We start from the raw sequence: 23,857 nt of genomic DNA, 5'->3' as shown, positions 1-23,857 counted from the left end.
GTTAGTAATTATTATTGACATTGGGGTTGATTTGAATAGCCCCTACGCATGCGTCCATGTTTTGCACTTTGCCTTCTCATATTGTACTTTTGAGTACGTCTCAAAATTTTTTTAAACTCGTTAAACTGTTCTGGCCTACAGGCTCCCTTAATCTCAAGTAAATGATTTGCCATTATTCGGCGTTGTATTTTATGAAGCTCACCATATCGGTCTATTAGTGAATCGATAATTTTAGGATTGGGGTTTTCTGCCGAAATCTCGTCAATTAGTTCTAGCGTAACCCCTTCTATTTCTTTATTGACCTCTAATGTTTGCTCATGAAAACTCTCCCTTGAACTTTTAAAAACCTCAATCTGTTCATCGGAAAGGTTAAGTTTTTCGCGTAAAAACTCGTTCTGCCTTTCAGTTCTTGCTTGTGGATTCTCGTCAAATCTTTTTACTAAATCTCGATGATTATAGTATCCGTACACCATTGTTCCAACCGTAGCGATAAGCGTAATAGCAAGTAAAATTATAATGATGACAAGTATTCGTGTTTTGGTGAAATAGTTCATGGCTTACTTATTTTGGTTTTCAACATCTTCAGCATTTATTATGTATAAGTTTTCTGTACTAGAAGGGATATAATCTTCAGCAATAAGTTCAGCATTGTTACTAGTACTTATAACTTGCGTTCCAAACGATCCAATTTCCATTCCAATAAACAGGCCTAAAATAATGGCTGCTGCAACCGCAGCATATGAAGCTAACTTTGCATAAAGACTCATGCCTGCAGAAATTCTATTTTGTTCAATTCTAGCAAGAACCCTATTTGCGAAGAATGGGTTTTCAATATAATCACTTGCGTCTTCGCTTGCTAGTTCTCTTAATGATTTGCTAATAGAAAGATTGCTTTGGCATTTGGTGCAATTCTTTATGTGACTCTCAAATTCATGAAGAGTTTCATCTACGAGGTTACCTTTCAGGTAATCATCCATTAATATATTTACTCTTTTGCACCTCATCTTATTTGTTGTTTTATAGTTTGACAATCAAATTAATAATAACTTGCGTTTAATAAGCAATTTTTTTCTAATTAGATTTTACCATTATTTTCCTAAGGTTATTTCTTGCTCTAAAAAGCAACGACTCAACCGACGATACCGAAGTTTCCATAACCTCAGCAATTTCCTTATAGGATAACTCATGATACGTGCTTAATACAATAGCAATACGCTGATTTTCTGGAAGTTTTGAAATGGCTTTTCTCAATGCTCTTTGTTGCTCTTTTTTTTCTATATTAAGATTTGGCTCGTCGAGCCCAGCAAGATTATCTATAGGTTGTTCAGTTTTATCTTTACTTGCAGAGAGCACATCAAAGAGTGACATTCTTTTTTTTCGTCTTATAAAATTAAGCGATTTATTTACAGAAATTCTATATAGCCATGTGGAAAGTTTTGAATCGTGCCTGAAATGATGAAGTGATTCATATAGCTCAACAAATACATCTTGAGCAATATCCTCAGCATCATGATAATTCCCCGAGAAAGCCTGGCATGTCGATATTACCATCCTTTTATACTTATCAACCAGTATTTTATAGGCTTGGTGATCGTTATGCTCAATAATTCTGTTTATTAGCTCTTTCTCATCCATTGAAAAACATCTTTCCCTAATAGACAATTAAGTTACTAAAAACTTGCACAGCTGTAGTAAAATTTTTGAACTTATTATTTTTATATTTGATGTGATTATTTAATAAGGGACTTGCTTAAACTCATTAAAAACAATGGAGAATACAGATCTAAAAGCATTTGAAAAAAGTAAAAAATCGCTTTTCGATGCATTAGCTAAAACCCAACAGGAGAGTTATAAAGAAAAAATAGAGGATGTAATAGATTACGCAAAGGATATTTATACAAAAAATGGTGAATGGAACGATACTAATGCTACTCATCTTATAAATGTTGCTCAAGTTTGTTTAAACGAAATAGGATTAGGAACAAATAGTATTATTGCAGCCATATTACATGAAACCATTGAACGCAAATGGCTTACTCAGGTTGAAATAGAAAAAAAATTTGGTGAGCAGGTTTCGAATATTGTTTCTAACTTAACTCTAATATCGAGCTTAGACCCTAAAGACCCAAAAACTCAAGCCGAACTCTTTCGGCAGATGCTCATAAGCCTTTCGGCCGATGCAAGAGTAATCCTCATCAAGCTTGCCGATAGGCTCGACACGATGCGTTCGTTGAGTAGGTTCCCATCCGACCAGCGATTAAAGAGGGCTTGGGAAGCATTCCATCTTTATGCACCCTTAGCCCACCGACTAGGCCTATACCGGTTAAAATCGGAGATGGAAGACCTTGCCATGAAATATATATACCCAAAGGAGTATAAGTATATTGTTAAACGATTGCAAGAAACAACGGCAAGCCGAAATAAGTTTTTGCAAGACTTCATGCTACCTGTCAAAGAGGAACTAAAAAAACGGGGATTTAAGTTTACAATTAAAGGAAGAACAAAGTCCGTTTATTCCATTTTCCGGAAAATGCAAAACCAAAAAGTGGATTTTGACGAGGTTCATGATATTTTTGCCATAAGAATAATACTCGACTCTAAACCTGAAACCGAGAAATCAGACTGCTGGCAGGTCTACTCTATCATCACCGATAAATACACACCCAATACAGAAAGATTACGCGATTGGATTTCAGTTCCCAAAAGCAATGGGTATGAAAGCTTGCACACTACTGTACTAGGCCCTGAAAATAAATGGATTGAGGTTCAAATACGAACCACACGTATGGATGAGATTGCGGAAAAAGGTCTTGCAGCCCACTGGAAATATAAGGGGATAAAACAAGAGCAAGGCATAGATGAATGGGTGGCCCGTGTTAGAGATATCCTTGAATCGCCAGACACTTCACCTGAAGATAAGGTTGAGCAATTTAAGCTTAACCTTACTGGAAGCGATATTTATGTTTTCACTCCCAAGGGAGACATAAGAAAGCTTCCAACTGGTTCAACTGTACTCGATTTTGCATTTGACATTCATACAGAGATAGGTGCACAATGTGTTGGAGCTATAGTTAATGGAAAAAATACAACAATAAAACAGGAACTCAAAAATGGCGACGTTATTGAAATCCTTACATCGAAGAAACAAAAACCTAAGAAGGACTGGCTAGCATTTGTTGTTACATCAAAAGCGAAAAGTAGAATTAAGCAGCAGCTACGCGATATCGAAAATAAAGAAATACAGGATGGTAGAGAAATACTATTACGAAGGCTTAAAAACTGGAAGATTGACGATACCGAAAATGCTTTTCGTAAAATTAACAAGCATTTAAAACTAAAAAAGCCTACCGATATTTTTATCCTTATTGCACAGGGGAAAGTTGATTTATCGGCTATTAAAACTTTGCTATCTGCCGAAGAGGAAAAAGCTCCTGTTAAAGAAAAAGTTTCAAAAATCGAAAAAGACAAACAGGAAGAAGATGAATCGGCAGATTACCTTGTAATTGATGAAAAGCTAGTAAATATTGATTATAAGCTTGCCAAATGCTGCAACCCCATATTTGGGGATGATATATTCGGCTTTGTAACTGTTAATGAGGGCATTAAAATTCATAGGACAACATGCCCAAATGCAACGCAACTTAAAAACCGTTGGCCTTATAGAATAGTTAAAGCGCGTTGGAAAGGCTCCTCAAAGGCTGGAGCATTTCAAACAACCATTCGCATTACTGGTGCAGATGAAATAGGTGTACTCAACCGTATTTCTGAAGTTATTAGTAAAGATCTAAAAGTAAACATGAGAAATTTAAACGTTTCATCAAATGATGGAATTTTTGAAGCGCAAATCCAGCTTTACGTTGAGGATACCAAACACCTTGAAATGCTAATTTATAAGTTAACACAGGTAGAAGGTGTTAGTAAAGCAGTAAGAATGCGATAATTTGTTATTTTTACGCATGTTTAATCTAAAACTAAATATCATGAGAAAACTAGCAATTCTATTTGTTGCAACTTTTTGGTCTTTATTAGTTTACAGTCAAGAGGACATACCAAATGTAATTGTAAAAGATTTACAAGGGAAAAAGGTAAACATTCAAAATGTTATTGCAGAAAAGCCTCTAGTTGTTTTAACTTTTTGGGCTTCGTGGTGTAAGCCATGTCACCAAGAACTTAATTCAATAGCAGATTTGTATGAGGAATGGAATGAGGAAACCGGAGTAGAAGTTGTTGCCATTTCTATCGACGATTCTCGCGCAAGCGGTAAGGTTAAATCATTGGTGGCAGGCAACGATTGGCCATTTATTGTATTGCTTGACGAAAACGCTGACCTAAAACGAGCATTAAACATTACAAATGTTCCTTTTCTACTACTATTTAAAAACGGGAAAATAGTACACAAACACGTTGGTTATACCCCTGGTAGCGAAATGGAGCTCTTTGAAATTATTAAGAAAAACACAAAGTAATTTGGTTATGATCCTTAAAAGATTAGCCCTTATTGTATTCATAGGCTCTTTAGCATTTAAGCTTGACGCTCAAATATTTGATAAAGGAACTTTTTCTGGCAGTTTCGAAACAAATAATAATCTCTATCGAACTGATAGTGTTATTAATGCAAATGCTCCTGATGATAAATTTGGATCAAACACCTATTTTAAATTTGATTATAAGTTAGGTAAATTCAGTGCAGGTATTCAGTATGAGGCATATATGCCTCCTCTGGTTGGTTACTCACAATTTCTGAAAGGAAATAAGATTATTGGACGTTATGCCTCGTACGAAGATTCTTTGTTAACTTTTACAGTAGGAACCTTTTATGAACAGTTTGGGAATGGGCTAATTCTTAGAAGCTATGAGGAAAGAGCCCTTGGAATAAACAACTCAATCGATGGATTCTCTGTTAAACTTCATCCAATCAAGTCTGCAACGATAAAAGCAATCTGGGGAAAACAAAGAAAATATCTAGATTACGGCGAGGGCACATTAAGAGGAATTGATGCAGAACTGAACCTATCAACACTATTATGGAAGGAACCATCTGTTAATATTATTTTTGGTGGAAGCTGGGTTTCAAAATACCAAGAATATACAGGCACGAATAACCAAATTCCTACAACAGTAGATGCCTACGCAGCTAGGCTAATGCTAGAATATGGTTCATACAGCCTTAATGCAGAGTACATGACTAAGGATAAAGATCCCATGCAGCTTAACCTTTTTAGCATGGATAAGGGGAACGCGTTATTGCTACAGCAGTCAATTGTTGGTCGAGGTTTAGGAGCAACCCTTTCGCTAAGAAGAGTTGAAAATGCCGATTTCCGCTCAGAACGACAAGCAATTGAAGCTTCGTTTATCAATTATGTACCTGCTTTGACAAAGCAGCACAAGTACGCTCTGGCTAACCTTCACCCTTATTCCACACAAATGATGGGTGAAATAGGCGGACAGCTCGATATTTTTTACTCGGTTCCACGTAAAACAAATATTACATGGGCCAAAGGAGTTAAAATTAATTTAAACGTATCAAGCTACTGGAAACCCAAAGGAAATGAATACCTATCCATTAGCGATACTCTTTTCTTTAGGGATGTGGGCATTGAAATTGAGAAAAAATTCTCGTATAAGTTCAAGACAGCACTTTCATTTATCAATCAATACTATAACAAGGGTGCCATCACCGGTGGGGCAAGTGAAGTGATAACTAACATTGCAGTTTTAGAGTCATATCTAAAACTAAGGAAAAACATCTGGTTAAAACTTGAATTAAGCGAACTTTTTCCAGTTCAAAATGAAAACAATTGGTCATTAGCACTCGCCGAGGTTAGTTTTGCACCAAAATGGACGATTTTTGCTTCTGATATGATTGATCATGCAGAACAGAACATTCACTACTACAACTTTGGCTTTAGCTATACCAAAAATGCCAGTAGAATTGGAATAAGTTGGGGTAGAAACAGGGAAGGGCTTCAGTGCATTGGAGGCCTATGTCGTTTTGTGCCAGCATATTCAGGGTTTACATTTTCTATTAGTACTGTATTCTAGCCTTGCTATTTTAGGATTATTTGTAAAAAAGAGAGGGAACTAAACCCTCTCTTTTTTCATCTTAGAACAATTTATTTTGCAAGGTATTGAAAATCTTTTATTTCGCCTAGCTTGACACCTTGAACGTTAATTACACTTTTATCATTAGCTTTTGTAACAAATGCAATAACCTCGCAATTAGCAGGATTATAGCTTTCTAATGAAATATCATTAAAAGTGAAAGTAGAGATATTATCTTTTAAAGTTTCCTGTGTTGAAATATCATTACCTAATAGTTCCGTTATTACCCTCCTTAATACATGGTTGTGCTCAAAATCTTTAATAGGATTTCCATTACCATCATCATAATAATTAGCTTGTTCGCCAATTAGCTTACTTTCTGTTAAACAGACTACAAGTTTTAATGGATCCTCAATATTTTTAGCATACTCTACTTTAACTATAATTGAAGCAGTAGTATTATTGTAAGATGTTTCAATAGAAATACCCAATGGGCTTCTAGAATTAAGATAGCTTGAAAGCGACAAAAGCGTTTCAGGATAATCCCATGTAGCTTTACGATTTACAATGGCAGTGGGAAACCCCTCAACACCAAAGGTACTAGCTAATTGATTAAAATATTGAAACTTCTTATCAGAATCTTGGTATATAGCCAATGCATGTATATTCTCATTTTGGCTAGTTACATCTTTAATTGCATAATGAATTCTTGGACAATATCCACACCATGTTGCTGTATAATCTTCAATTAAAATATTTGTTACATGTTTTGGCTCCCAAGGTTTTTCTGTAGTTGTAAACTTTACTTGTTGACTATAGCCAATTCCTACAGAATTTTTTGCAAATGCCCTTACATAATAAGATGTTTTTTCCATCAACCCGGTAATTTTTGCTTCAAAATCGTTACTCTCTGATTTTAACGTAACAATGCCTTGGTTATCATCAACTGTTGGATTTTCTGTAAGACTCCAGACAAACCCTTTTTCAATTATTTGTGCTCCTCCATTATCAACTATAGTCCCTTTGCAAAGCACGCTAGAATCAGTTAAATTAACATAGTCTATTGATGATGTTACAACAGGTGCACTAGTATCTGTTTTTTTACAACCAACCATACTTGTTGAAATTAAGCTAATAACAAGTAAACATGTTGAAAGTTTTGATTTTAATGTTCTCATAATTTTTTATTTTTGAGTGTTAATTTGATGGCATAAAAATAGTTAATTAGGCGAAACATGAGTTTTTTTCAGAATAATTTTTTATCTTTAAATAAAAAAATGTAGTGCAATGAGAAGAGTTGTAGTTATACTAGTTGTTTTAGAGTTGCTTGTCTTTGCTAATATTGCACATGCCCAGTTAGTCCAAGATTTATATAGAATTTATGAACCGGTTTACAATCCAAGTCAAACATTAGATTCCTCAGCTAACAGCTCTCCATATGGTTCAATAAAACCAGGTTTAAATTACGGTCTTACAATCGGAAGTGGTTACACATTTATGGGGAATGGGATAGGCATGTCTGGAAGTTACCTTTCTCCTAGCGTTACTTATTCTAATAATCGCTTGCAGGTAATGGCTGGTGTTACCTTATCGCGCAACAATATGCACGGAATAAAACCAAATGATATTATTTCAACTAGTAATACAAATCAATTTTCAAATCCATATCACGCTTGGGCTATAACACAATATCAATTTAATAATAGGTTTAGCATGTACGCTGCTGGTTCTATATCTCAAAACCAAACCTTATATCTACCCTACCAGAACACCTTAGGAACATTCAGCAGTCAGCAATTCGGTGTGGGATTTAACTATAAAATCAACAAAAACACCACTATTGGAGCCAGTTTCAACTTTGTAAATGGTAATAATTTATCTCCTTGGAGAAATTCCTTCACACCATTTGGCTGGTAACTATGTTTGAAAGATACTATTATTAAAAAAGGTCGCTCGATTAATGCGACCTTTTATTATTTGAATGCTCCCACTATTTCTTTAAGCCACTTCTTTTAAGAAGCGCATCAATTGTTGGTTCTTGACCTCGGAATCGTTTGTAAAGTACCATGGGGTGTTCCGTTCCACCTTTTGAAAGAATATTCTCCCTAAAACTCTTAGCTACCTCTGGATTGAAAATTCCTTTTTCTTTGAAAACCTCAAATGCATCAGCATCGAGAACCTCTGCCCATTTATAACCGTAGTAACCAGCAGCATAACCACCATCGAAAATATGTCCAAAGGTTACGCTCATATTTGTTCCTTTAACTGGAGGTAAAACGTCAAGCGGTTGTAGGACCTTACTTTCAAAATCGCTAACGCTCATTGTAATTGGTTTTGTTACGCTATGCCAAGCCATATCGAGGCTACCAAAGCCTAGCTGGCGTAACGATGAATATCCTGCATTAAAGTTACGGCTATCTATTATTTTTTGAACCAGCTCCTGAGGAATCTTTTCGCCAGTTTGGTAGTGAACAGCAAATAGGTCGAGATACTCTTTCTCTAGCGCAAAGTTTTCCATTATCTGAGAAGGAAGCTCAACAAAATCGCGATAAACTGATGTTCCGCTAAGCGAAGAATAGTTACATTCGGTTAGCATGCCATGCAGGGCATGACCGAATTCATGCAGGAAAGTTGAGAACTCATAAAAGGTTAGCAACGATGGTTGTTTATCGGTAGGCTTTGTAAAGTTTGTAACAATTGAAACTAAAGGTCTAATATCCTGTCCATCTTCTTTGTACTGAGAACGGAACGAGGTCATCCAAGCACCACCACTCTTTCCTTCGCGTGGGAAAAAGTCAAGATAAAGTACAGCCATAAATTTGCCAGTAGCATCATATACCTCATAGGCTTTCACATCAGGATGGTAAACTGGAATCTCTGAGTTAGGTGAAAAGGTAAGGCCGTATAGCTTATTGGCAAGAAGAAACACACCATCAATAACCTTTTCCAGTTGAAAGTAAGGTTTTAGCTCCTCCTCATTGTAACTGTACTTTGCATTTTTGAGCTTTTCTGAGTAGTACGACCAGTCCCAACGTTCAAGCTTTCCTTTGAAACCAAGCTCATGAGCGTATGATTCAACCTCTTTGACCTCTTCGCGAGCAGCAGGCAGTGATGCATCAATTAGCTGCTTTAGAAATTCATTAACCTTTTCAGGAGTTTCGGCCATTCTGTTTTCCAAAACAAATGTAGCATAGTTAGGATATCCTAATAGGTTAGCCAGTTCAAGTCGAAGATTAGCAATTCGTTTTGCAATTTCCTGGTTATCGTACTCATTACCTTTAAAGCATCGGCTAGTGTATGCCATGTAAATTTCTTTACGTAGTTCACGGTTATCGGCATACTTCATAAATGGGCCAAACATCGGATACTCTAAGGTAATAACCCATCCATCAACACCTTTTTGCTTAGCAGTGTAGGCCGCTGCATCAATCAGGCTCTGAGGTAATCCCGCTAAATCCTCCTCTTTGGTTATATGAAGATAATAATTATTTGTTTCAGCTAGCACATTTTGGTTAAACTTAACTGAAAGTTCAGAAAGTTCACGACTAATTGCTCTGAACTTTTCCTTGTCGGCATCGCTAAGATTTGCTCCGTTTCGGACAAATCCTTTATAGGTTTTGTCAAGGAGCATTGATTGTTCTGGAGTCAGATTCAGCGAATCACGTTTCTCCCAAACCGCTTTAACTCGTTTAAATAGTTCTGGGTTAAGATTTATATCGTTTGAAAAGTCAGTAAGTTTTGGTGATGCTTCAATAACTATTTGCTGAAGCACGCTATCAGTTTCGGCTTCGTTTAGGTTAAAAAGAATGTTTGTTACATTGGCAAGAAGTTTTCCGCTTCTATCAAGGGCCTCAATCGTATTCTCAAATGTAGGCTCTTCTGGATTATTTATAATTGCTTCTACCTCATGTTTAGCCATGGAGATGGCTGAATCTAATGCAGGCATGTAATGCTCATGCTTTATCTTATCAAATGGTGGTGTTTGATAAGGTGTGTCGTAGCTAGCAAGTAACGGATTGGTATCAGTTTTATCCTGACACGAGACTGCAAGTAATACCATCATAACTGCAAAAATTGATTTTGTGTGTTTAATCATAGAGTTTTACCTTTTTTAAAATTTTAGCCAAAAGTAGTTGTTTAATTCGAAACGATTAGTTTAAAGAGTGTGAAAGTTATTTAACAATAGCCTCTTGAATTAATCCAAGCATTCTATTCATTTCCAATATTTCAATGGGTTTGAGCGAACTCAAAAATTCGCTAACCACATCTACGACAATCTTTTCAGCAACAGGTTTAAAAGCATAAGCTCTTTTTGTAGGTGATAGTAACCCTTTACGTTTATCAAAAGGTTCTGCTACCTTACTTACCAACCCTACTCGTTCCATACACGAGATAGTTCGAGAAAGTGACGCCCTGTCCCTACTGATAACCTCTGATAGGCGTGTTTGAGTCATTGGGTTCTCATTAAATAGCTCTGTTAGTATAAACCAATAATCAGTCGTAAACTCTTCGCCAAACTCTTTCGATAATCGTCTTGTTAATTCACTACGTATTCCAATTGCTACCCTATAAAGGTTAAAAGGAATCCTAAGTATCTCATTTTTTAGCTCTTTCATACTTTGTAAATTAATTTTCTTCAAAATTAGAAAACAACCTGCCTTTTTAACACAATTTAAATAAATTTGTACCGTTGTTTGTGTGTGTAAAAAAACAAGATAAATGTATAGTAAAATAGGGAAGGTTTTTCTTTTATTAGTTTTATTTTTTCTTCTTGCATGTTCTAAAGAAGTTGAGAATGGGGTTAGCTATCAGCTAGCGCAAAAGAGAGCGCAAACATTAACAAATATCCATTATCATCTATATTTTGATGTACCCAATAAGTTAGATAAGAGCATAACTGGACGTGTCGAAATAGAATTTGAGATATCGGAACTTTACGATTTACCCTTAGACTTTAGAGGAGCCGATTCAGCTTTAATTAATGTAACATCAAACTATCGTCAGCTTAATTTATCTTTAAATAACGGACATATCATCATTCCTAAAGGTTACCTGCAAAATGGCCAGAATAAAATTTCTATTGATTTTATTGCAGGTGATGCATCATTAAATCGCAAGGAAGATTTCCTTTACAGCCTATTGGTTCCCGACAGAGCATCTACAGTATTTCCATGTTTTGACCAGCCCGATTTGAAGGCAACCTTTAATCTAACACTACAAACTCCAAAGAGCTGGAAAGCGGTTAGCAACTCCCCACTGGCAAACTACATGGAAACAGATTCGTCAGCAGTTTGGATTTTTGATAAAACCTACCCTATCAGCACTTATCTATTTGCATTTACTGCCGGAAAGTTTAATGCTACAACAGGTAAGGTGCTAGGCCAGAAAGTAACAATCTATCATCGTGAAAACGATTCAGCTAAGCTAAACCGGAATGTTAATCAGATTTTCAAACTTCATGAATCGGCCATTACTTGGTTAGAAGAGTATACTGGAATTGGCTACCCTTTTCAGAAGTTAGATATTATTTTAATTCCCGACTTTCAGTATAGCGGCATGGAGCATCCTGGAACCATTTACTACCGCGATAGCAGAATTTTACTGGATGAGAACCCCTCGGTAGACCAGGTTCTTAGAAGGGCAAACCTAATTGCTCATGAAGTATCGCACCAATGGTTTGGGAATTTAGTAACCATGAAGTGGTTCAACGATGTATGGTTAAAAGAGGTATTTGCCGGATTAATGGCCGATAAAATTGTGAACCCGCAGTTCCCCAATGTAAACCACGCTCTTAGATTCCTACTTTCTCATTATCCTGCTGCCTATTCTGTTGACAGAACAATAGGAGCCAACCCAGTTCGCCAAAAATTAGACAACTTGCTATTTGCGGGAACCTTGTATGGCGACATTATTTACCACAAAGCACCAATTGCATTAATGCAAATGGAACTTAAATTGGGCTCTCCTTTATTTCGCGAAGGTGTTCGTCAATATTTAAATAAATATGCCTATGCCAATGCTGGATGGCCCGAACTAGTTAAAATATTTGATGAGATTAGCTCTGAAAATGTTAGCCGCTGGAGTAAAAAGTGGATTGAATCAAAAGGCATGCCTGTAATTAATTATGATTTATCCAATGATAAGTTAGTCTTTAATCAGGACGATAAATGGCTGCCCATGAAGTTTGACGTTTTGATTCCAACCGTTTCGGGATACAAAAATTTACCCGTTGATCTTAAAAGACAAACCTCAGAAGTTAAGCTGCCAAACGATTTTATTAAATCCCAAAAAGTCATCATAAATCAAAATGGGATTGGTTATGGTTTTTTCCATAGCAACTACAATGAGATTACCTTAATTCCTCCCAAAAACCTAATGTTTAATGATGTTGCAAGAGCATCATTTTATGTCAACTTACACGAAGTGTTTTTAAATCATTTAGTTGATAATGATACCTATTTCAGATACCTATTAGCAGCCCTACAAGAAGAAGTTAACCCATTAGTTAGAAGCTATCTTTTAGGGAACATCGAAACAGTATGGTGGCGATTTTTCAATAATGCTAATAGAACAGTTTTAGCCGAAACGCTAGAAAATACACTAGCCAATCTATACAATAACAGTAAGCTGCCTGTTGATGAACGCAAACCAATTCTTGACACCTACTTTAAGGTTGCTTTTACCGAAAAGGCAATCTCAACTATGGAGAAAACCTGGGAAAAGCAAGCTGATATCAATGGAATAACGCTTAGCGAGACAGACTTCATAAACCTTTCGTTTGAACTGGCTGTTCGGAATGTTAATCAAGCAGATAGCATTCTACTAATTCAGGAAGAAAGAATTAAAAACCCCGATAGACTATCAAAGTTTAAATTTGTAAGAAGAGCCGCAACACCTAACGTTGCAATAAGAGATGATTTTTTTGCCTCGTTAGCGAATCCAGCAAACAGAAGACCTGAACCATGGGTTGCTCAAGGTCTTCGTTACTTTTTTCACCCCTTACGCGAAGAACACTCTTTTAAGTATCTACAACCAGCACTCGATTTGCTCCCTGAAATTCAGAAAACTAACGATATCTTCTTCCCTAAGATTTGGCTCGATAACGTGCTAGCAGGATTTAACTCACCAGCAGCAACCCGTATTGTAACCGATTGGTTGAATAAACACCCTAATATTTCGCCAAACCTGAAGAATAAGATGCTCCAATCGGCCGATCTACTATTTAGGGCTGCTGATGCTCACAAACTCAACACTGATTAAAAAGCTGATTTGCAAGAAATTCCACAACCTGTACATTAACCGAATTCCCAAACTGCTTGTATGCCTGTTGCTTATTTGGGTTGATAATAAAGTTAGGAGGGAAACTTTGTAGGTTAGCTACCTCACGGGGTGTTAGGCGACGTTTTTGCCAACCTACAATTGGAATATGTACCATGGCAACAAGTGCTGGGAATTCTGTAGGGCGCTTAACCCTTATCCCTGATGGCCGAAACTGAATTATTCCATCCCAAATACTTTCAATATCATCGCCAGCCTGCCACTCAAACTTAGTATGAGTTTTAACAAAGTCGGACAGGTTGTTGTATTTCTTCAACCATTTATCTATGAAATCTTTGTTCTGAAAGTATAGATTACGATTTTTTTCCACAAAAGTGGCCTTCCACTTAGGGAGCCTAATTAAATCGTAACTTTCTTTAAACTCATTTGCCCAAATTGGAAAACCAAGTTTTTTTCGTCCAACCCCCTTTATAAATTCGTCCCATGCTTCTAGCACATACTCTTCATACTTACTAATCCGAAACTCATCAGAAGATTCAACAAGAACTTCACGGGCAACAGTCTGGTTCCGATGCGATGGAGGAATTTGAAACTTTAACTCTTTACTGCTCGAATATTTAGAATTCACACCCAAAATAAATACTCTTTCACGAAGCTGAGGCACCCCAACCTGGTGTGGACTAACAATAAGAGGTTTTTCAGTTATAACATATCCAAGTTCTTTGAGGTTTTTGGAAATTATTTTCCAGGTTCTACCTCCATCGTGAGTGGACAAGTTTCTAACATTTTCAAGAATAATATATTTCGGTCTATGATATTTTAAAATTCTCTTTATTTCAAAAAATAACGTACCTCGCGTATCGTCAAATCCAGCTTGTTTCCCCGCCTTTGAGAATGCCTGACAAGGGAAGCCTGCGCACAATACCTCATGCGATGGTATTTTCGTTTCGTCTATCTCCCTAATATCGTTTGCAGGATTAAGATTAAAGTTTGCTTTGTAGGTCTCAATGGCAAAGGGATCAATCTCTGAGGCAAAAACACATTCCCCGCCAAGATTCTTCATGGCGATATGAAATCCTCCAATTCCTGCAAAAAGATCGATAAACCTAAATTTCTTCATCATTAAAATTTGCCCAAAAATAGCATTTATCGCTATTTAACCGAAAAAATAATAATTGAAGTAAATTTGTAAACATACACAGAACATTATGATACAAGAAATTGCTAATGATATTAGAAGTAAGCTAGCTGCTCGTTCATCGGAAAAAGATAGGGAATCTGCTCAACGATTCTTTAAGGAGAAAATAAAAGCGCATGGTCTGAAATCGGGAGCGGTTAAAGCGGTAGCTAAATCGTTTTACCAAAGTAGCATAAAGAGCATGGCTAAAGATGATATACTAGAACTTTGCGAAAATCTTTGGCAATCGGGATATATTGAGGAAACCTTTGTTGCATGTTATTTTACCGAACGGTTATCGAAAAAGTTTACTGAAAGTGATTTCCTAACCTTTGAACGATGGGTTAAAGTTTATATTGATAATTGGGCATCGTGCGATACATTTTGTAATCACACCATCGGCGATATGCTAATGAAATACCCACATCTTATTGAAAGGGTAAAACAATGGACAAAATCAAATAATAGATGGGAACGAAGAGCTGCTGCTGTAAGTTTAATAGTTCCAGCCAAAAAAGGGATGTTTCATGATGACATAGTTGATATTGCCACCATGCTCCTAACGGACTCCGATGATATGGTTCAAAAGGGATATGGATGGCTGCTAAAGGTAACCAGCCAGGTCGACTTGAAGCTAGTTTTTAATTTTGTGATGAGGAATAAGAATAAAATGCCCCGAACGGCCTTGCGATATGCCATTGAAAAAATGCCTCAGGAGCTAAAAGCAAAAGCAATGGCGAAATAAACCTTGCCCTAATTTTAATACTTCCACATAATTGGTCGTGATTGAATTGAGACTTTTTTCTAAACCTACCCAAACTCACCTAAATTCTCAGGCTAACACAAAGTCACTCATTCATAATTATCTAGCTAACTGCAATTTTTTACTATTCTTTCAATTCATTTCCTATCCCCAAAATCATTTAAGTAGAACATGATGATTATTTTAGTACTTTTGCAAAAAATTGAAAGAGCTCTATGATACATTATGGTGATTTGCCAAAACCCTACTGTGAGTTTGAAACCTCAAAGGTGGCAATAGTCCCAGTTCCTTACGATGGGACAAGCACTTGGATTAAAGGTGCAGACAAAGGCCCCAAAGCGTTGCTCGACGCATCAGCAAATATGGAAGTTTACGACATTGAAACTGATAGTGAAGTATATAAAATAGGTATCTATACCGATAGCCCAGTAACCGAAGATGGTTCACCCGAAGCAATGGTTGAAGCTGTTAAGCAACGTACTACCAAACTTATAGAACAAGGAAAATTTACCGTAATAATTGGTGGTGAGCATAGCGTTAGCATTGGGACCATTCAAGCACATGCCCAAAAGTATAACAACCTTACTGTCCTTCAAATTGATGCTCATACCGATTTGCGCGACAGCTACGAAGGCAGTAAGAACAACCATGCTTGTGTTATGGCTAGGGCTAAAGAGGTTTGTCCTATCGTTCAAGTTGGAATTCGGAGCATGGATTCGAGTGAGAAAACTAACCTCGATCCCAATAGGGTGTTTTGGGCCCACAAAATAGTAAACTGTGATAGCTGGATGGATCAGGCTATCGATCTGTTAACTGAAAATGTTTACATTACCATTGACTTAGATGGTTTTGACCCATCAATTCTGCCCAGCACCGGCACGCCTGAACCTGGAGGATTAATGTGGTATCCTACCCTTAAATTTTTAAGAAAGGTAATTGAGAAACGTAACCTAGTGGGATTTGACATTGTGGAACTTTGTCCTAACACTAACGACAAAGCTTCGGACTTCCTTGCTGCTAAATTACTGTACAAACTCCTAACATACAAATACTTAAACGAACTAAAATAATTTAATTATTCCAACCTAAACCTAAAACATAGTATTATGAACCGTTGTAAATGCATTAAAGTACCCGAGAGTGAAAATGGGCAAAGCAAATTTAAGTTAAATGCCTATTACGAGTTCGATTTTATTCCACCCATTAAAGATAAAGCATCGTATTACAGGGTTTTTAGCCTAAATGAAAATATAAGCGAAAACTTTAGTATTAAATCGTTTAATGAACATTTCAAGAAATATTAAAAAAACGGCTCAGGATTCTGAGCCGTTTTTTTTAATCTACTCCACTACTTTTTCAAGATCTTCTTCATTACCTCATCCTTATCCAGCTTTTTGGTACAGAAGAACCAATCGTAGCATTTCATATCAGCCTCTTTACCATCCATTCTGTCCTTAGCAGAACCACATGATCCGGCAGGAGGTACAATTACATCATCGCCCGGACGCCAATCGGCTGGAGTTGCAACTCCAAATTCATCGGCTGTTTGAAGGGCGATAAGCACGCGGTAAAGCTCATCAAAGTTTCGTCCTAAACTTAATGGGTAGTAAATAATTGTTCTGATAACTCCATTGGGATCAATAAAGAAAACCGCACGAACAGCTTTAGTATCGCTCTCACCAGGCTGAATCATGCCATACTTTTTGGCAACGTCCATGGTTATATCTTCAATCAAGGGAAATGTAACCTCAACGTCTTTCATTCCCTTATACTCAATTTTCTCCTTGATAGTACGCAGCCAAGCGATATGGCTATACAATCCATCGACAGAAAGTCCAACGAGCTTACAGTTTGCTTCGTTAAACTTTTGCTCCATTGAGGCAAATGTCATAAACTCCGATGTACAAACAGGAGTAAAATCGGCAGGGTGGCTAAATAGGATTACCCAATTACCCTTGTAATCGTGTGGGAAATTGATTTCACCCTGAGTAGTCATTGCTTTAAACTCAGGAGCTTTGTCGCCAATCCTTGGCATCGAAATTACTTGATTTTCTTCCATTTTAACTTAATTTTTAGGTTAAACAAACATATTTGTTTATAACTTGAATTTCTTTATTTCTTCCTTCATTCGGTTGATATCGGTTATCCAATCCTCAATATCATTTTCATGCTCAATCTCCTCGGCAAGAATTTGTATAGCCATTTGGTGTGTAATATGATCTTTGCCATTAGTAAATGAGGCTATCTCATTATACCTACGAATAGCACAACGCTCACCCGATAGGTTTTGTTCAAGAATGGCTTCGATATAAGGATCGGTAGGAGCATCGTAATCGCATCCGGCATGTTTAAACCAATCGTTGGGATGAAGCAATGGTGTGCCACCTAACTGAATAATTCTATCGGCAACCATCACAGCATGGTTCAACTCCTGATTGGCATGAAGCAATAGCTCGGGCTCTATCTCGCTGCGCATTGGCCCTTCCATTACCTTAGCACCAATCCAATACTGATAGTAAGCAAGCCATTCCTCGGCTAATGCAGCGTTAAGCATCTGAAGTAGCTTCTCTACATCAACTGATGCAATATTAATTCCTTCTTTTCCCATGGTCTTTTATTTTTGTTTGGTTTGGTTTTGGTCGTTGGTGTACTGCCCTATGATCTGAAGACTAAACTCTTTAATCTGAAAATTTGGAATCCCTTTCTTGGCAAAATATTCCTTAAGCAGCTTGTCGAGTTCTTCATCATGATAGTTCTGTATTAAATTATTATTAAGACCATAGATATGATGATGGTTTTCCATATCCACATCATATCGTACAAAATCGCTATCGGTTTTCACCTTTTTAATGATACCATTCTCACAAAAAGTGTCAAGAATATTATAAATGGTACCAATGGCAATGCTTGGGTATTTACTATGTAGTTTCTGACGCACCTCTTCGGCAGAAGGATGATTCCTAATCTCGTATAAAACTTCTAGCACAGCAACTCGTTGAGGAGTGATTTTCAGCCCTCTATCAGCCAGGATTTTTGTTAGTTTATTATAATTCATCTTATTTAAGAATTATTCTTGTTTGGGATAACATCAATTTAAGAAAAAGGTTCAAAAAAGTCAACTATTTTTTGAGAAAAAATTACCTACGATTCCTTATCAAAGTAAAGCTTATAGTAATTCAACCCAGTATCGTCATCGAATCCGCGTTCAACACGTTCCCGTGCACCATGAATGTAGATATGAAAATTCTTATCAAGCTTTATAACGCTTTTAAAGAATTTTTGTGATTTACGAGTGGCATCGGTCGAAATCTTAAACGTATCGGGGATATCACAGCCAACCGCTTCCTCGTATTTCTTCTTATAGTTTCTAAAAGTTTCAGCTATTTGAGGTTCTTCCAATACAACCTCCTCGAATTCCCTCATATCAAACTCTTCGTTTGCTTTAAAAAAGTCGCGCGTTTTGCAAAGAATATCAGCCTGATCAACTTTTGCAAAGTTATTTTCGGGATTTACCACCTCCTCAACAAACTCTCGGCAAAGATTAATAGCCTGCTTGGTTTGATAAAAATCATCGTTTCGAAGTTTTGCTCTCAAAAAGTCCGAAACCCAATACTTGGCCTCATCGCGATTAGTATTATCAATTATGCTCAACTTAAAACCAAGGTTCTTCTCTGTATTGAATACCAAACAGGCCTTATCGAGCTTTCGAGGAGTTGTTCCAAACTGGCATGTAACCTTTAATCCTTCAGGTTCTTGGATAACATGAAGGAATTTCTCCTTGCTTTCCGATTTGAAAAATCCTACCCCATCTACAAGCTCGCCATCAACAACCATATCGGTAAAGGCAACAACATATAGCTCTCCGCTCTTAATATTTGGATGAACCGATACATGCTTTAAATGCGTTGCAACCTTTTTTGAAAAATCAACAAAATCGATATTCCCATCAAAAAAATCGCTACAAAAGCTGTAAATCTCATTTAGCTCAATATTTGATGAATGTTCAAAGGAGTAAAACCCTTCGCTTTTGAAATTCCTTAAAAAATAATCCTTTAAAACATCGTTTAAAAGATTATCGCTGATATCAATAGTTTGGTTCGATATTATTGCAGGTTGCTCGGCCATCCCAATTGAATGAACTATAACCTCTGATAATTCTGCATTACTATAATCAAGCATATTTAATCTATTTTTAATCACCGAAAATAGCTAATTGTAGGTTCATACCAAAATGTAAGGAACCCCAGCTAAAGCCATTTGCACAAAACCACAACATATATCTCTATATCAAACTCTTATGCATACATTTTACTAAATTTAGTTATAATTTTTCTGATTTTTAAGAAAAGATTGTGACCTTTGTAAACTACATCAACTCGAAATCAATTTAAATTAAAATAAGATGCATAACGAGAAATTAGGATTCAACAGTCTTCTCATACATGGTGGTATGGAACCCGACCCCATGGGAAGCGCAACAGTACCCATTTATCAAACATCAACCTTTGCATTTGAAAATGCCGATGAGGGTGCCAAGTGCTTTGCAGGCGAAAGCGATGGTTACATCTATACACGAATAGGAAACCCAACCATTTCGGCACTTGAACGCCAAGTGGCAATTCTTGAGAATGGATTTGGGGGAATTGCAACTGCTTCGGGAATGGGTGCTGTTTCATCAATCTACATGGCCTTCCTAAAAGCAGGCGACCACATTGTAAGCACCGATGCTGTTTATGGCCCATCAAGGGGAATAATGGAGACATACTTCAAACGTTTTGGGGTTGAGAGTACTTACGTTGACACCTCAAAGCTTGAGAATATTGAAGCTGCCATTAAGCCAAACACCCGTATGCTTTACCTTGAAAGCCCTACCAACCCAACCATGGCCATAACCGATATTAAGGCTGCATCGGAAATTGCTCATAAACATGGTCTTGTTGTGGTGGTCGATAACACATTCTGTAGCCCATACTTGCAACGTCCACTTGACCTTGGCGCCGATGTGGTATTCCACTCCATGACCAAATTCCTGAACGGTCACGCTGACATTGTAGCGGGTATAATTGTAACCAAAACGGAGGAACTTTATAAGCTTGTCCGTCCTGCCATGGTCAATATGGGTTGCAACATGGACCCGCATCAGGCATATATGGTTCTCCGTGGAATAAAAACTCTTTCGCTTAGAATTGAACGCGCTCAGGAAAATGCTCAAAAAGTAGCAGAATACTTAGAAAAGCACCCAAAAATTGAGTGGGTAAAGTACCCTGGCTTAAAGTCGCACCCTCAATATGATCTTGCCCAAAAGCAGATGAAAGGACCTGGAGCAATGATAAGTTTTGAGCTAAAGGGTGGCCTTGAGGCAGGTAAAATATTAATGAACAATGTAAGGCTTGCACTGCTTGCCGTTTCGCTCGGTGGGGTTGAAACTTTAATTCAACATCCTGCATCAATGACTCATTCCAAGTTAAGCCCCGAGGCAAGGCTAAAGGCCAACATCACCGATGGACTTGTTCGATTCTCTGTTGGTATTGAGGATGTTGAGGATATTATTGCTGACCTAGACCACGCTTTAGGGAAAATATAAGTATTTCTAACTTGTTTTCTTCAATCTTAAAAGCTGCTTTTCTAATGAATAGCAGCTTTTTTACATTATAAATAGTACCGTTCCAAACATTAAAACAGATTCTATTTTTACATTCTATAAGCCATAGCCCTAAATTTAGATGAAATATCTTTTAATTAATTTTAAAATGATAACAAATTGTAATTTTTTTAAGCCTTTTCCTAAAAAAATAAAAGATTTTTTTGTAAAATTGTAGTCAAAATAGAAATGCTCAACATTTTGCTTGAAGATTATTGGTAAATGTTTCAAAGTAAAAAAGTAACTATGAAGAATACACCCATTCCATACGACATTGTTAAGCAGAAAATTAAAGAATCAAATTTACCCAATGTTGGAAGAGCATCTATACGTGAGCTGGTAAGGCTTGTAAATGAGATAGAAGCTGCTACCGGTATCAAATACGTAAGAATGGAAATGGGAGTTCCAGGTTTGGAACCCTCGGAGCTTGGGATAAACGCTGAAATTGAGGCTTTAAAAAGAGGTGTTGCCTCAAAGTATCCAATGATTGATGGTGTGCCTGAACTTAAAAAAGAGGTAGCCCGATTTGTTAAAAACTTTATCAATATCGATGTAAACGAGCAGGGTTGCATTCCAACTGTTGGCTCTATGCAAGGTGCAATGGCTGCATTTCTTGTAACCAATAGATGTAATGTCAAAAAGGATACCGTTCTATTTATAGACCCAGGGTTCCCCGTTCAAAAACAACAGCTACATGTTTTAGGCATGAACTACGAAACCTTTGACGTTTACAATTATCGTGGCGAAAAACTTCGTGATAAACTAGAATCTTATCTACAGAAAGGGAACATCTCAACCATACTATACTCTAATCCCAACAATCCATCTTGGATTTGCTTTACCGACACCGAGCTGCAAATAATAGGGGAACTAGCTAACAAGTATGATATAATAGTAATAGAGGATTTGGCATATTTTGCAATGGATTTCAGAAAGGACCTATCAAAACCCGGTGAGCCACCCTTCCAGCCAACCGTTGCAAACTACACAAACAACTGGCTAATGCTTATCTCCAGTTCCAAAGCATTTTCATATGCCGGACAGCGTATTGGGGTAATGGTAATTAGCAATCAATTATATAAGCGAAAATATCCCGACCTAAAACGGTACTTCACTTCCGAAGAATTCGGCTATGCCATGCTTTATGGCGCTGTATACTCACTGTCATCCGGGGTTTGTCATTCAACCCAGTATGGCCTTGCTGCCATGCTAAAAGCAGCCAATGAAGGCACATTCAACTTTGTTGAAACCGTTAAGGAGTATGGCGAAAAGGCCAAAATCATGAAAAAGCTCTTCACCGATAATGGGTTTAAAATCGTATACGATAAAGATGAGGACAAACCCCTGGCCGATGGGTTCTACTTTACCATTTCATACCCTGGCTTGTCGGGCGAGGAACTTTTAGAGGAGTTACTTTACTATGGCATAAGCGCTATTTCGCTTGCCATAACGGGTAGCGAAAGAACCGAAGGACTTAGAGCCTGCGTATCGCAAGTTCAAAGAAGCCAATTCCCTGATTTAGAAGAAAGACTAAAACGATTTAACGAAGATCATAAAAATAGTTAACCAGATTGTATAACATCAAATCAAACTAAAATGGCAAAAGTTAGAGGTGCAATTGTAGTCGATGTAGAAAAATGTAAAGGATGTGGCCTTTGCGTTGTTGCCTGCCCTTCAAAGGTTATAGACCTTGCACGGGAAGTAAACGGTAAAGGCTACAACTATGCCTACATGGCTAACCCAGATGCATGTATAGGATGCGCAAACTGTGCAATGGTTTGTCCCGATACAGTTATATCTGTTTATAAGGTAAAACTTGAGGCAAACGCATAAGTTATTAGGTAAAAAATTTTAAAATTCTAAACGAAATGGCAGATTATAAATTAATGAAGGGTAACGAAGCCATTGCAGAAGCAGCAATTCGTTGTGGATGTGATGCATACTTTGGATACCCTATTACCCCACAATCGGAGGTTCTAGAAACACTTATGGCACGTATGCCCTGGGAGGAAACTGGAATGGTTGTGCTCCAGGCAGAGAGTGAAGTAGCTGCTATAAATATGGTTTATGGTGGCGCAGGCTGTGGTAAAAAAGTGATGACATCATCATCTAGCCCTGGCATTAGCCTTAAACAAGAAGGTATTACATACATTGCCGGAGCAGAACTCCCATGTCTTATTGTAAATGTAGTTAGAGGAGGCCCCGGACTTGGAACCATACAACCTGCACAAAGTGATTACTTCCAGGCAGTTAAAGGAGGTGGACATGGCGATTATAAGCTTATTGTTCTTGCACCAGCATCGGTACAGGAAATGTACGATTTTGTTGACCTAGGCTTTGAACTCGCATTCAAGTATCGCAATCCCGCCATGATTCTTTCCGATGGTGTTATTGGTCAGATGATGGAGAAAGTTCAGCTTGGACCATACAAACCTCGCATGACCGATGAGGAGATCATAGCCAAATATGGTTCTTGGGCAACTACAGGGAAAACACCCGATCGTCCTCGTAACATAATTACCTCTCTTGACCTTGAGGCTAGCCGACAAGAACAGTTCAATCTTAAACTACAAAAGAAGTATCGCGAAATAGAAGAAAAAGAGGTTCGCTTTGAAAAGATTGCTTGCGACGATGCCGAATATCTTTTCGTAGCTTATGGTTCATCGAGCCGAATTTGCCAAAAAGCAGTTGATCTTGCTCGCGAAAAGGGAATTAAAGTTGGTCTACTTCGTCCAATCACACTATTCCCATATCCAACAAAGGCAATTCAGGAAATGATTGGCCAGCTAAAAGGTATTTTAACAGTTGAAATGAGTGCAGGCCAAATGGTAGAAGATGTTCGTTTAGCTGTTGAAGGTAAAGTTAAAGTTGAGCACTACGGCCGTATGGGCGGTATGATACCCTCTCCTAACGATGTAGTTGCTGCTTTAGAAGAAAAAATCATTAAAGGTTAAAA

At 37.4% G+C, this 23,857-nt stretch carries 23 protein-coding genes; 12 read left to right on the top strand and 11 right to left on the bottom strand.

What is annotated here, in order from left to right; genetic code table 11:
- Positions 1-11: 11 nt before the first annotated feature.
- The 3 genes from FHG85_RS06075 to FHG85_RS06065 all read right to left on the bottom strand — a co-directional run bounded on the left by FHG85_RS06075 (position 12) and on the right by FHG85_RS06065 (position 1,635).
- Positions 12-554: a Spy/CpxP family protein refolding chaperone gene (locus tag FHG85_RS06075; RefSeq protein WP_173073990.1), complete on the bottom strand. Its 543-nt coding sequence runs from the start codon at positions 552-554 to the stop codon at positions 12-14.
- A 3-nt stretch (positions 555-557) separates the two neighbouring features.
- Positions 558-1,004, bottom strand: a complete 447-nt coding sequence (locus tag FHG85_RS06070; protein WP_173073988.1) for an anti-sigma factor family protein — start codon at positions 1,002-1,004, stop codon at positions 558-560.
- 67 nt (positions 1,005-1,071) lie between these two features.
- Complete coding sequence (locus tag FHG85_RS06065; RefSeq protein WP_173073986.1) at positions 1,072-1,635, bottom strand: RNA polymerase sigma factor; 564 nt, start codon at positions 1,633-1,635, stop codon at positions 1,072-1,074.
- A gap of 133 nt (positions 1,636-1,768) precedes the next feature.
- Here FHG85_RS06065 and FHG85_RS06060 point away from each other — a divergent pair, with 133 nt between their 5' ends.
- The 3 genes from FHG85_RS06060 to FHG85_RS06050 are packed head-to-tail and all read left to right on the top strand — an operon-like array spanning position 1,769 to position 6,042.
- The gene (locus tag FHG85_RS06060; RefSeq protein WP_173073984.1) at positions 1,769-3,940 is read left to right on the top strand and encodes a RelA/SpoT family protein; all 2,172 of its coding nucleotides are present in this window, start codon (positions 1,769-1,771) and stop codon (positions 3,938-3,940) included.
- Between the two features lie 40 nt (positions 3,941-3,980).
- The gene (locus FHG85_RS06055; protein WP_173073982.1) at positions 3,981-4,466 is read left to right on the top strand and encodes a TlpA family protein disulfide reductase; all 486 of its coding nucleotides are present in this window, start codon (positions 3,981-3,983) and stop codon (positions 4,464-4,466) included.
- A gap of 7 nt (positions 4,467-4,473) precedes the next feature.
- On the top strand, positions 4,474-6,042 hold the full coding sequence (locus FHG85_RS06050) for a DUF6029 family protein (RefSeq protein WP_173073980.1): 1,569 nt from the start codon (positions 4,474-4,476) through the stop codon (positions 6,040-6,042).
- Between the two features lie 71 nt (positions 6,043-6,113).
- On the opposite strand, the gene FHG85_RS06045 is transcribed toward FHG85_RS06050, so the two are convergent.
- Positions 6,114-7,220, bottom strand: coding sequence for an Omp28-related outer membrane protein (locus FHG85_RS06045; protein WP_173073978.1), 1,107 nt, complete (start codon positions 7,218-7,220; stop codon positions 6,114-6,116).
- A 109-nt stretch (positions 7,221-7,329) separates the two neighbouring features.
- On the opposite strand from FHG85_RS06045, the gene FHG85_RS06040 reads away from it, so the two are divergent.
- Positions 7,330-7,959, top strand: a complete 630-nt coding sequence (locus tag FHG85_RS06040; RefSeq protein WP_173073976.1) for a hypothetical protein — start codon at positions 7,330-7,332, stop codon at positions 7,957-7,959.
- 73 nt (positions 7,960-8,032) lie between these two features.
- Here FHG85_RS06040 and FHG85_RS06035 read toward each other — a convergent pair whose 3' ends face one another.
- Positions 8,033-10,102, bottom strand: a complete 2,070-nt coding sequence (locus tag FHG85_RS06035) for a M3 family metallopeptidase (protein ID WP_220429264.1) — start codon at positions 10,100-10,102, stop codon at positions 8,033-8,035.
- A gap of 112 nt (positions 10,103-10,214) precedes the next feature.
- The gene (locus FHG85_RS06030) at positions 10,215-10,658 is read right to left on the bottom strand and encodes a MarR family winged helix-turn-helix transcriptional regulator (RefSeq protein ID WP_173073972.1); all 444 of its coding nucleotides are present in this window, start codon (positions 10,656-10,658) and stop codon (positions 10,215-10,217) included.
- Between the two features lie 103 nt (positions 10,659-10,761).
- Between FHG85_RS06030 and FHG85_RS06025 the strand changes: the two genes are divergently transcribed.
- Entirely contained in the window at positions 10,762-13,302 is a 2,541-nt protein-coding gene (locus FHG85_RS06025; RefSeq protein WP_173073970.1) for a M1 family metallopeptidase, read from the top strand.
- Here the strand turns inward: FHG85_RS06025 and FHG85_RS06020 are convergent.
- Positions 13,289-14,443: a DNA cytosine methyltransferase gene (locus FHG85_RS06020; protein ID WP_173073968.1), complete on the bottom strand. Its 1,155-nt coding sequence runs from the start codon at positions 14,441-14,443 to the stop codon at positions 13,289-13,291. The two genes, FHG85_RS06025 and FHG85_RS06020, sit on opposite strands and share 14 nt — an antisense overlap.
- Before the next feature lie 85 nt (positions 14,444-14,528).
- On the opposite strand from FHG85_RS06020, the gene FHG85_RS06015 reads away from it, so the two are divergent.
- The 3 genes from FHG85_RS06015 to FHG85_RS06005 all read left to right on the top strand — a co-directional run bounded on the left by FHG85_RS06015 (position 14,529) and on the right by FHG85_RS06005 (position 16,564).
- Positions 14,529-15,242 carry a DNA alkylation repair protein gene (locus tag FHG85_RS06015; protein ID WP_173073966.1) on the top strand — a complete coding sequence of 238 codons (714 nt, stop codon included), beginning with the start codon at positions 14,529-14,531 and terminating at the stop codon, positions 15,240-15,242.
- A gap of 233 nt (positions 15,243-15,475) precedes the next feature.
- Positions 15,476-16,330 (top strand): agmatinase, encoded by an 855-nt coding sequence (gene speB / locus FHG85_RS06010; RefSeq protein ID WP_173073965.1) that lies wholly within the window; start codon positions 15,476-15,478, stop codon positions 16,328-16,330.
- 36 nt (positions 16,331-16,366) lie between these two features.
- Entirely contained in the window at positions 16,367-16,564 is a 198-nt protein-coding gene (locus FHG85_RS06005) for a hypothetical protein (RefSeq protein WP_173073964.1), read from the top strand.
- Positions 16,565-16,608: 44 nt separating this feature from the next.
- Here FHG85_RS06005 and FHG85_RS06000 read toward each other — a convergent pair whose 3' ends face one another.
- From FHG85_RS06000 to FHG85_RS05985, 4 genes are all read right to left on the bottom strand, one after another.
- Positions 16,609-17,319, bottom strand: a complete 711-nt coding sequence (locus FHG85_RS06000; protein ID WP_173073963.1) for a peroxiredoxin — start codon at positions 17,317-17,319, stop codon at positions 16,609-16,611.
- 36 nt (positions 17,320-17,355) lie between these two features.
- A complete protein-coding gene (locus tag FHG85_RS05995; RefSeq protein WP_173073962.1) occupies positions 17,356-17,868 on the bottom strand; it encodes a ferritin-like domain-containing protein in 513 nt (170 codons plus the stop codon).
- 6 nt (positions 17,869-17,874) lie between these two features.
- A complete protein-coding gene (locus FHG85_RS05990; protein WP_173073961.1) occupies positions 17,875-18,315 on the bottom strand; it encodes a Fur family transcriptional regulator in 441 nt (146 codons plus the stop codon).
- 86 nt (positions 18,316-18,401) lie between these two features.
- A complete protein-coding gene (locus tag FHG85_RS05985; RefSeq protein WP_173073959.1) occupies positions 18,402-19,439 on the bottom strand; it encodes a nucleoid-associated protein in 1,038 nt (345 codons plus the stop codon).
- A 223-nt stretch (positions 19,440-19,662) separates the two neighbouring features.
- Between FHG85_RS05985 and FHG85_RS05980 the strand changes: the two genes are divergently transcribed.
- The 4 genes from FHG85_RS05980 (at position 19,663) to FHG85_RS05965 (ending at position 23,855) form a co-directional block, all read left to right on the top strand.
- The gene (locus FHG85_RS05980) at positions 19,663-20,844 is read left to right on the top strand and encodes a trans-sulfuration enzyme family protein (protein ID WP_173073958.1); all 1,182 of its coding nucleotides are present in this window, start codon (positions 19,663-19,665) and stop codon (positions 20,842-20,844) included.
- Positions 20,845-21,147: 303 nt separating this feature from the next.
- Complete coding sequence (locus tag FHG85_RS05975; protein ID WP_173073957.1) at positions 21,148-22,467, top strand: aminotransferase class I/II-fold pyridoxal phosphate-dependent enzyme; 1,320 nt, start codon at positions 21,148-21,150, stop codon at positions 22,465-22,467.
- Positions 22,468-22,497: 30 nt separating this feature from the next.
- On the top strand, positions 22,498-22,734 hold the full coding sequence (locus FHG85_RS05970) for a 4Fe-4S dicluster domain-containing protein (RefSeq protein ID WP_173073956.1): 237 nt from the start codon (positions 22,498-22,500) through the stop codon (positions 22,732-22,734).
- Positions 22,735-22,769: 35 nt separating this feature from the next.
- A complete protein-coding gene (locus FHG85_RS05965) occupies positions 22,770-23,855 on the top strand; it encodes a 3-methyl-2-oxobutanoate dehydrogenase subunit VorB (protein ID WP_173073955.1) in 1,086 nt (361 codons plus the stop codon).
- The last annotated feature ends 2 nt before the right edge of the window (positions 23,856-23,857 follow it).

The sequence above is a fragment of the Tenuifilum thalassicum genome, from assembly GCF_013265555.1.
GTDB lineage: Bacteria > Bacteroidota > Bacteroidia > Bacteroidales > Tenuifilaceae > Tenuifilum > Tenuifilum thalassicum.
The sequence above is the reverse complement of the archived record's forward strand: the minus strand, read 5'-3'. Positions and strand labels throughout refer to the sequence as shown.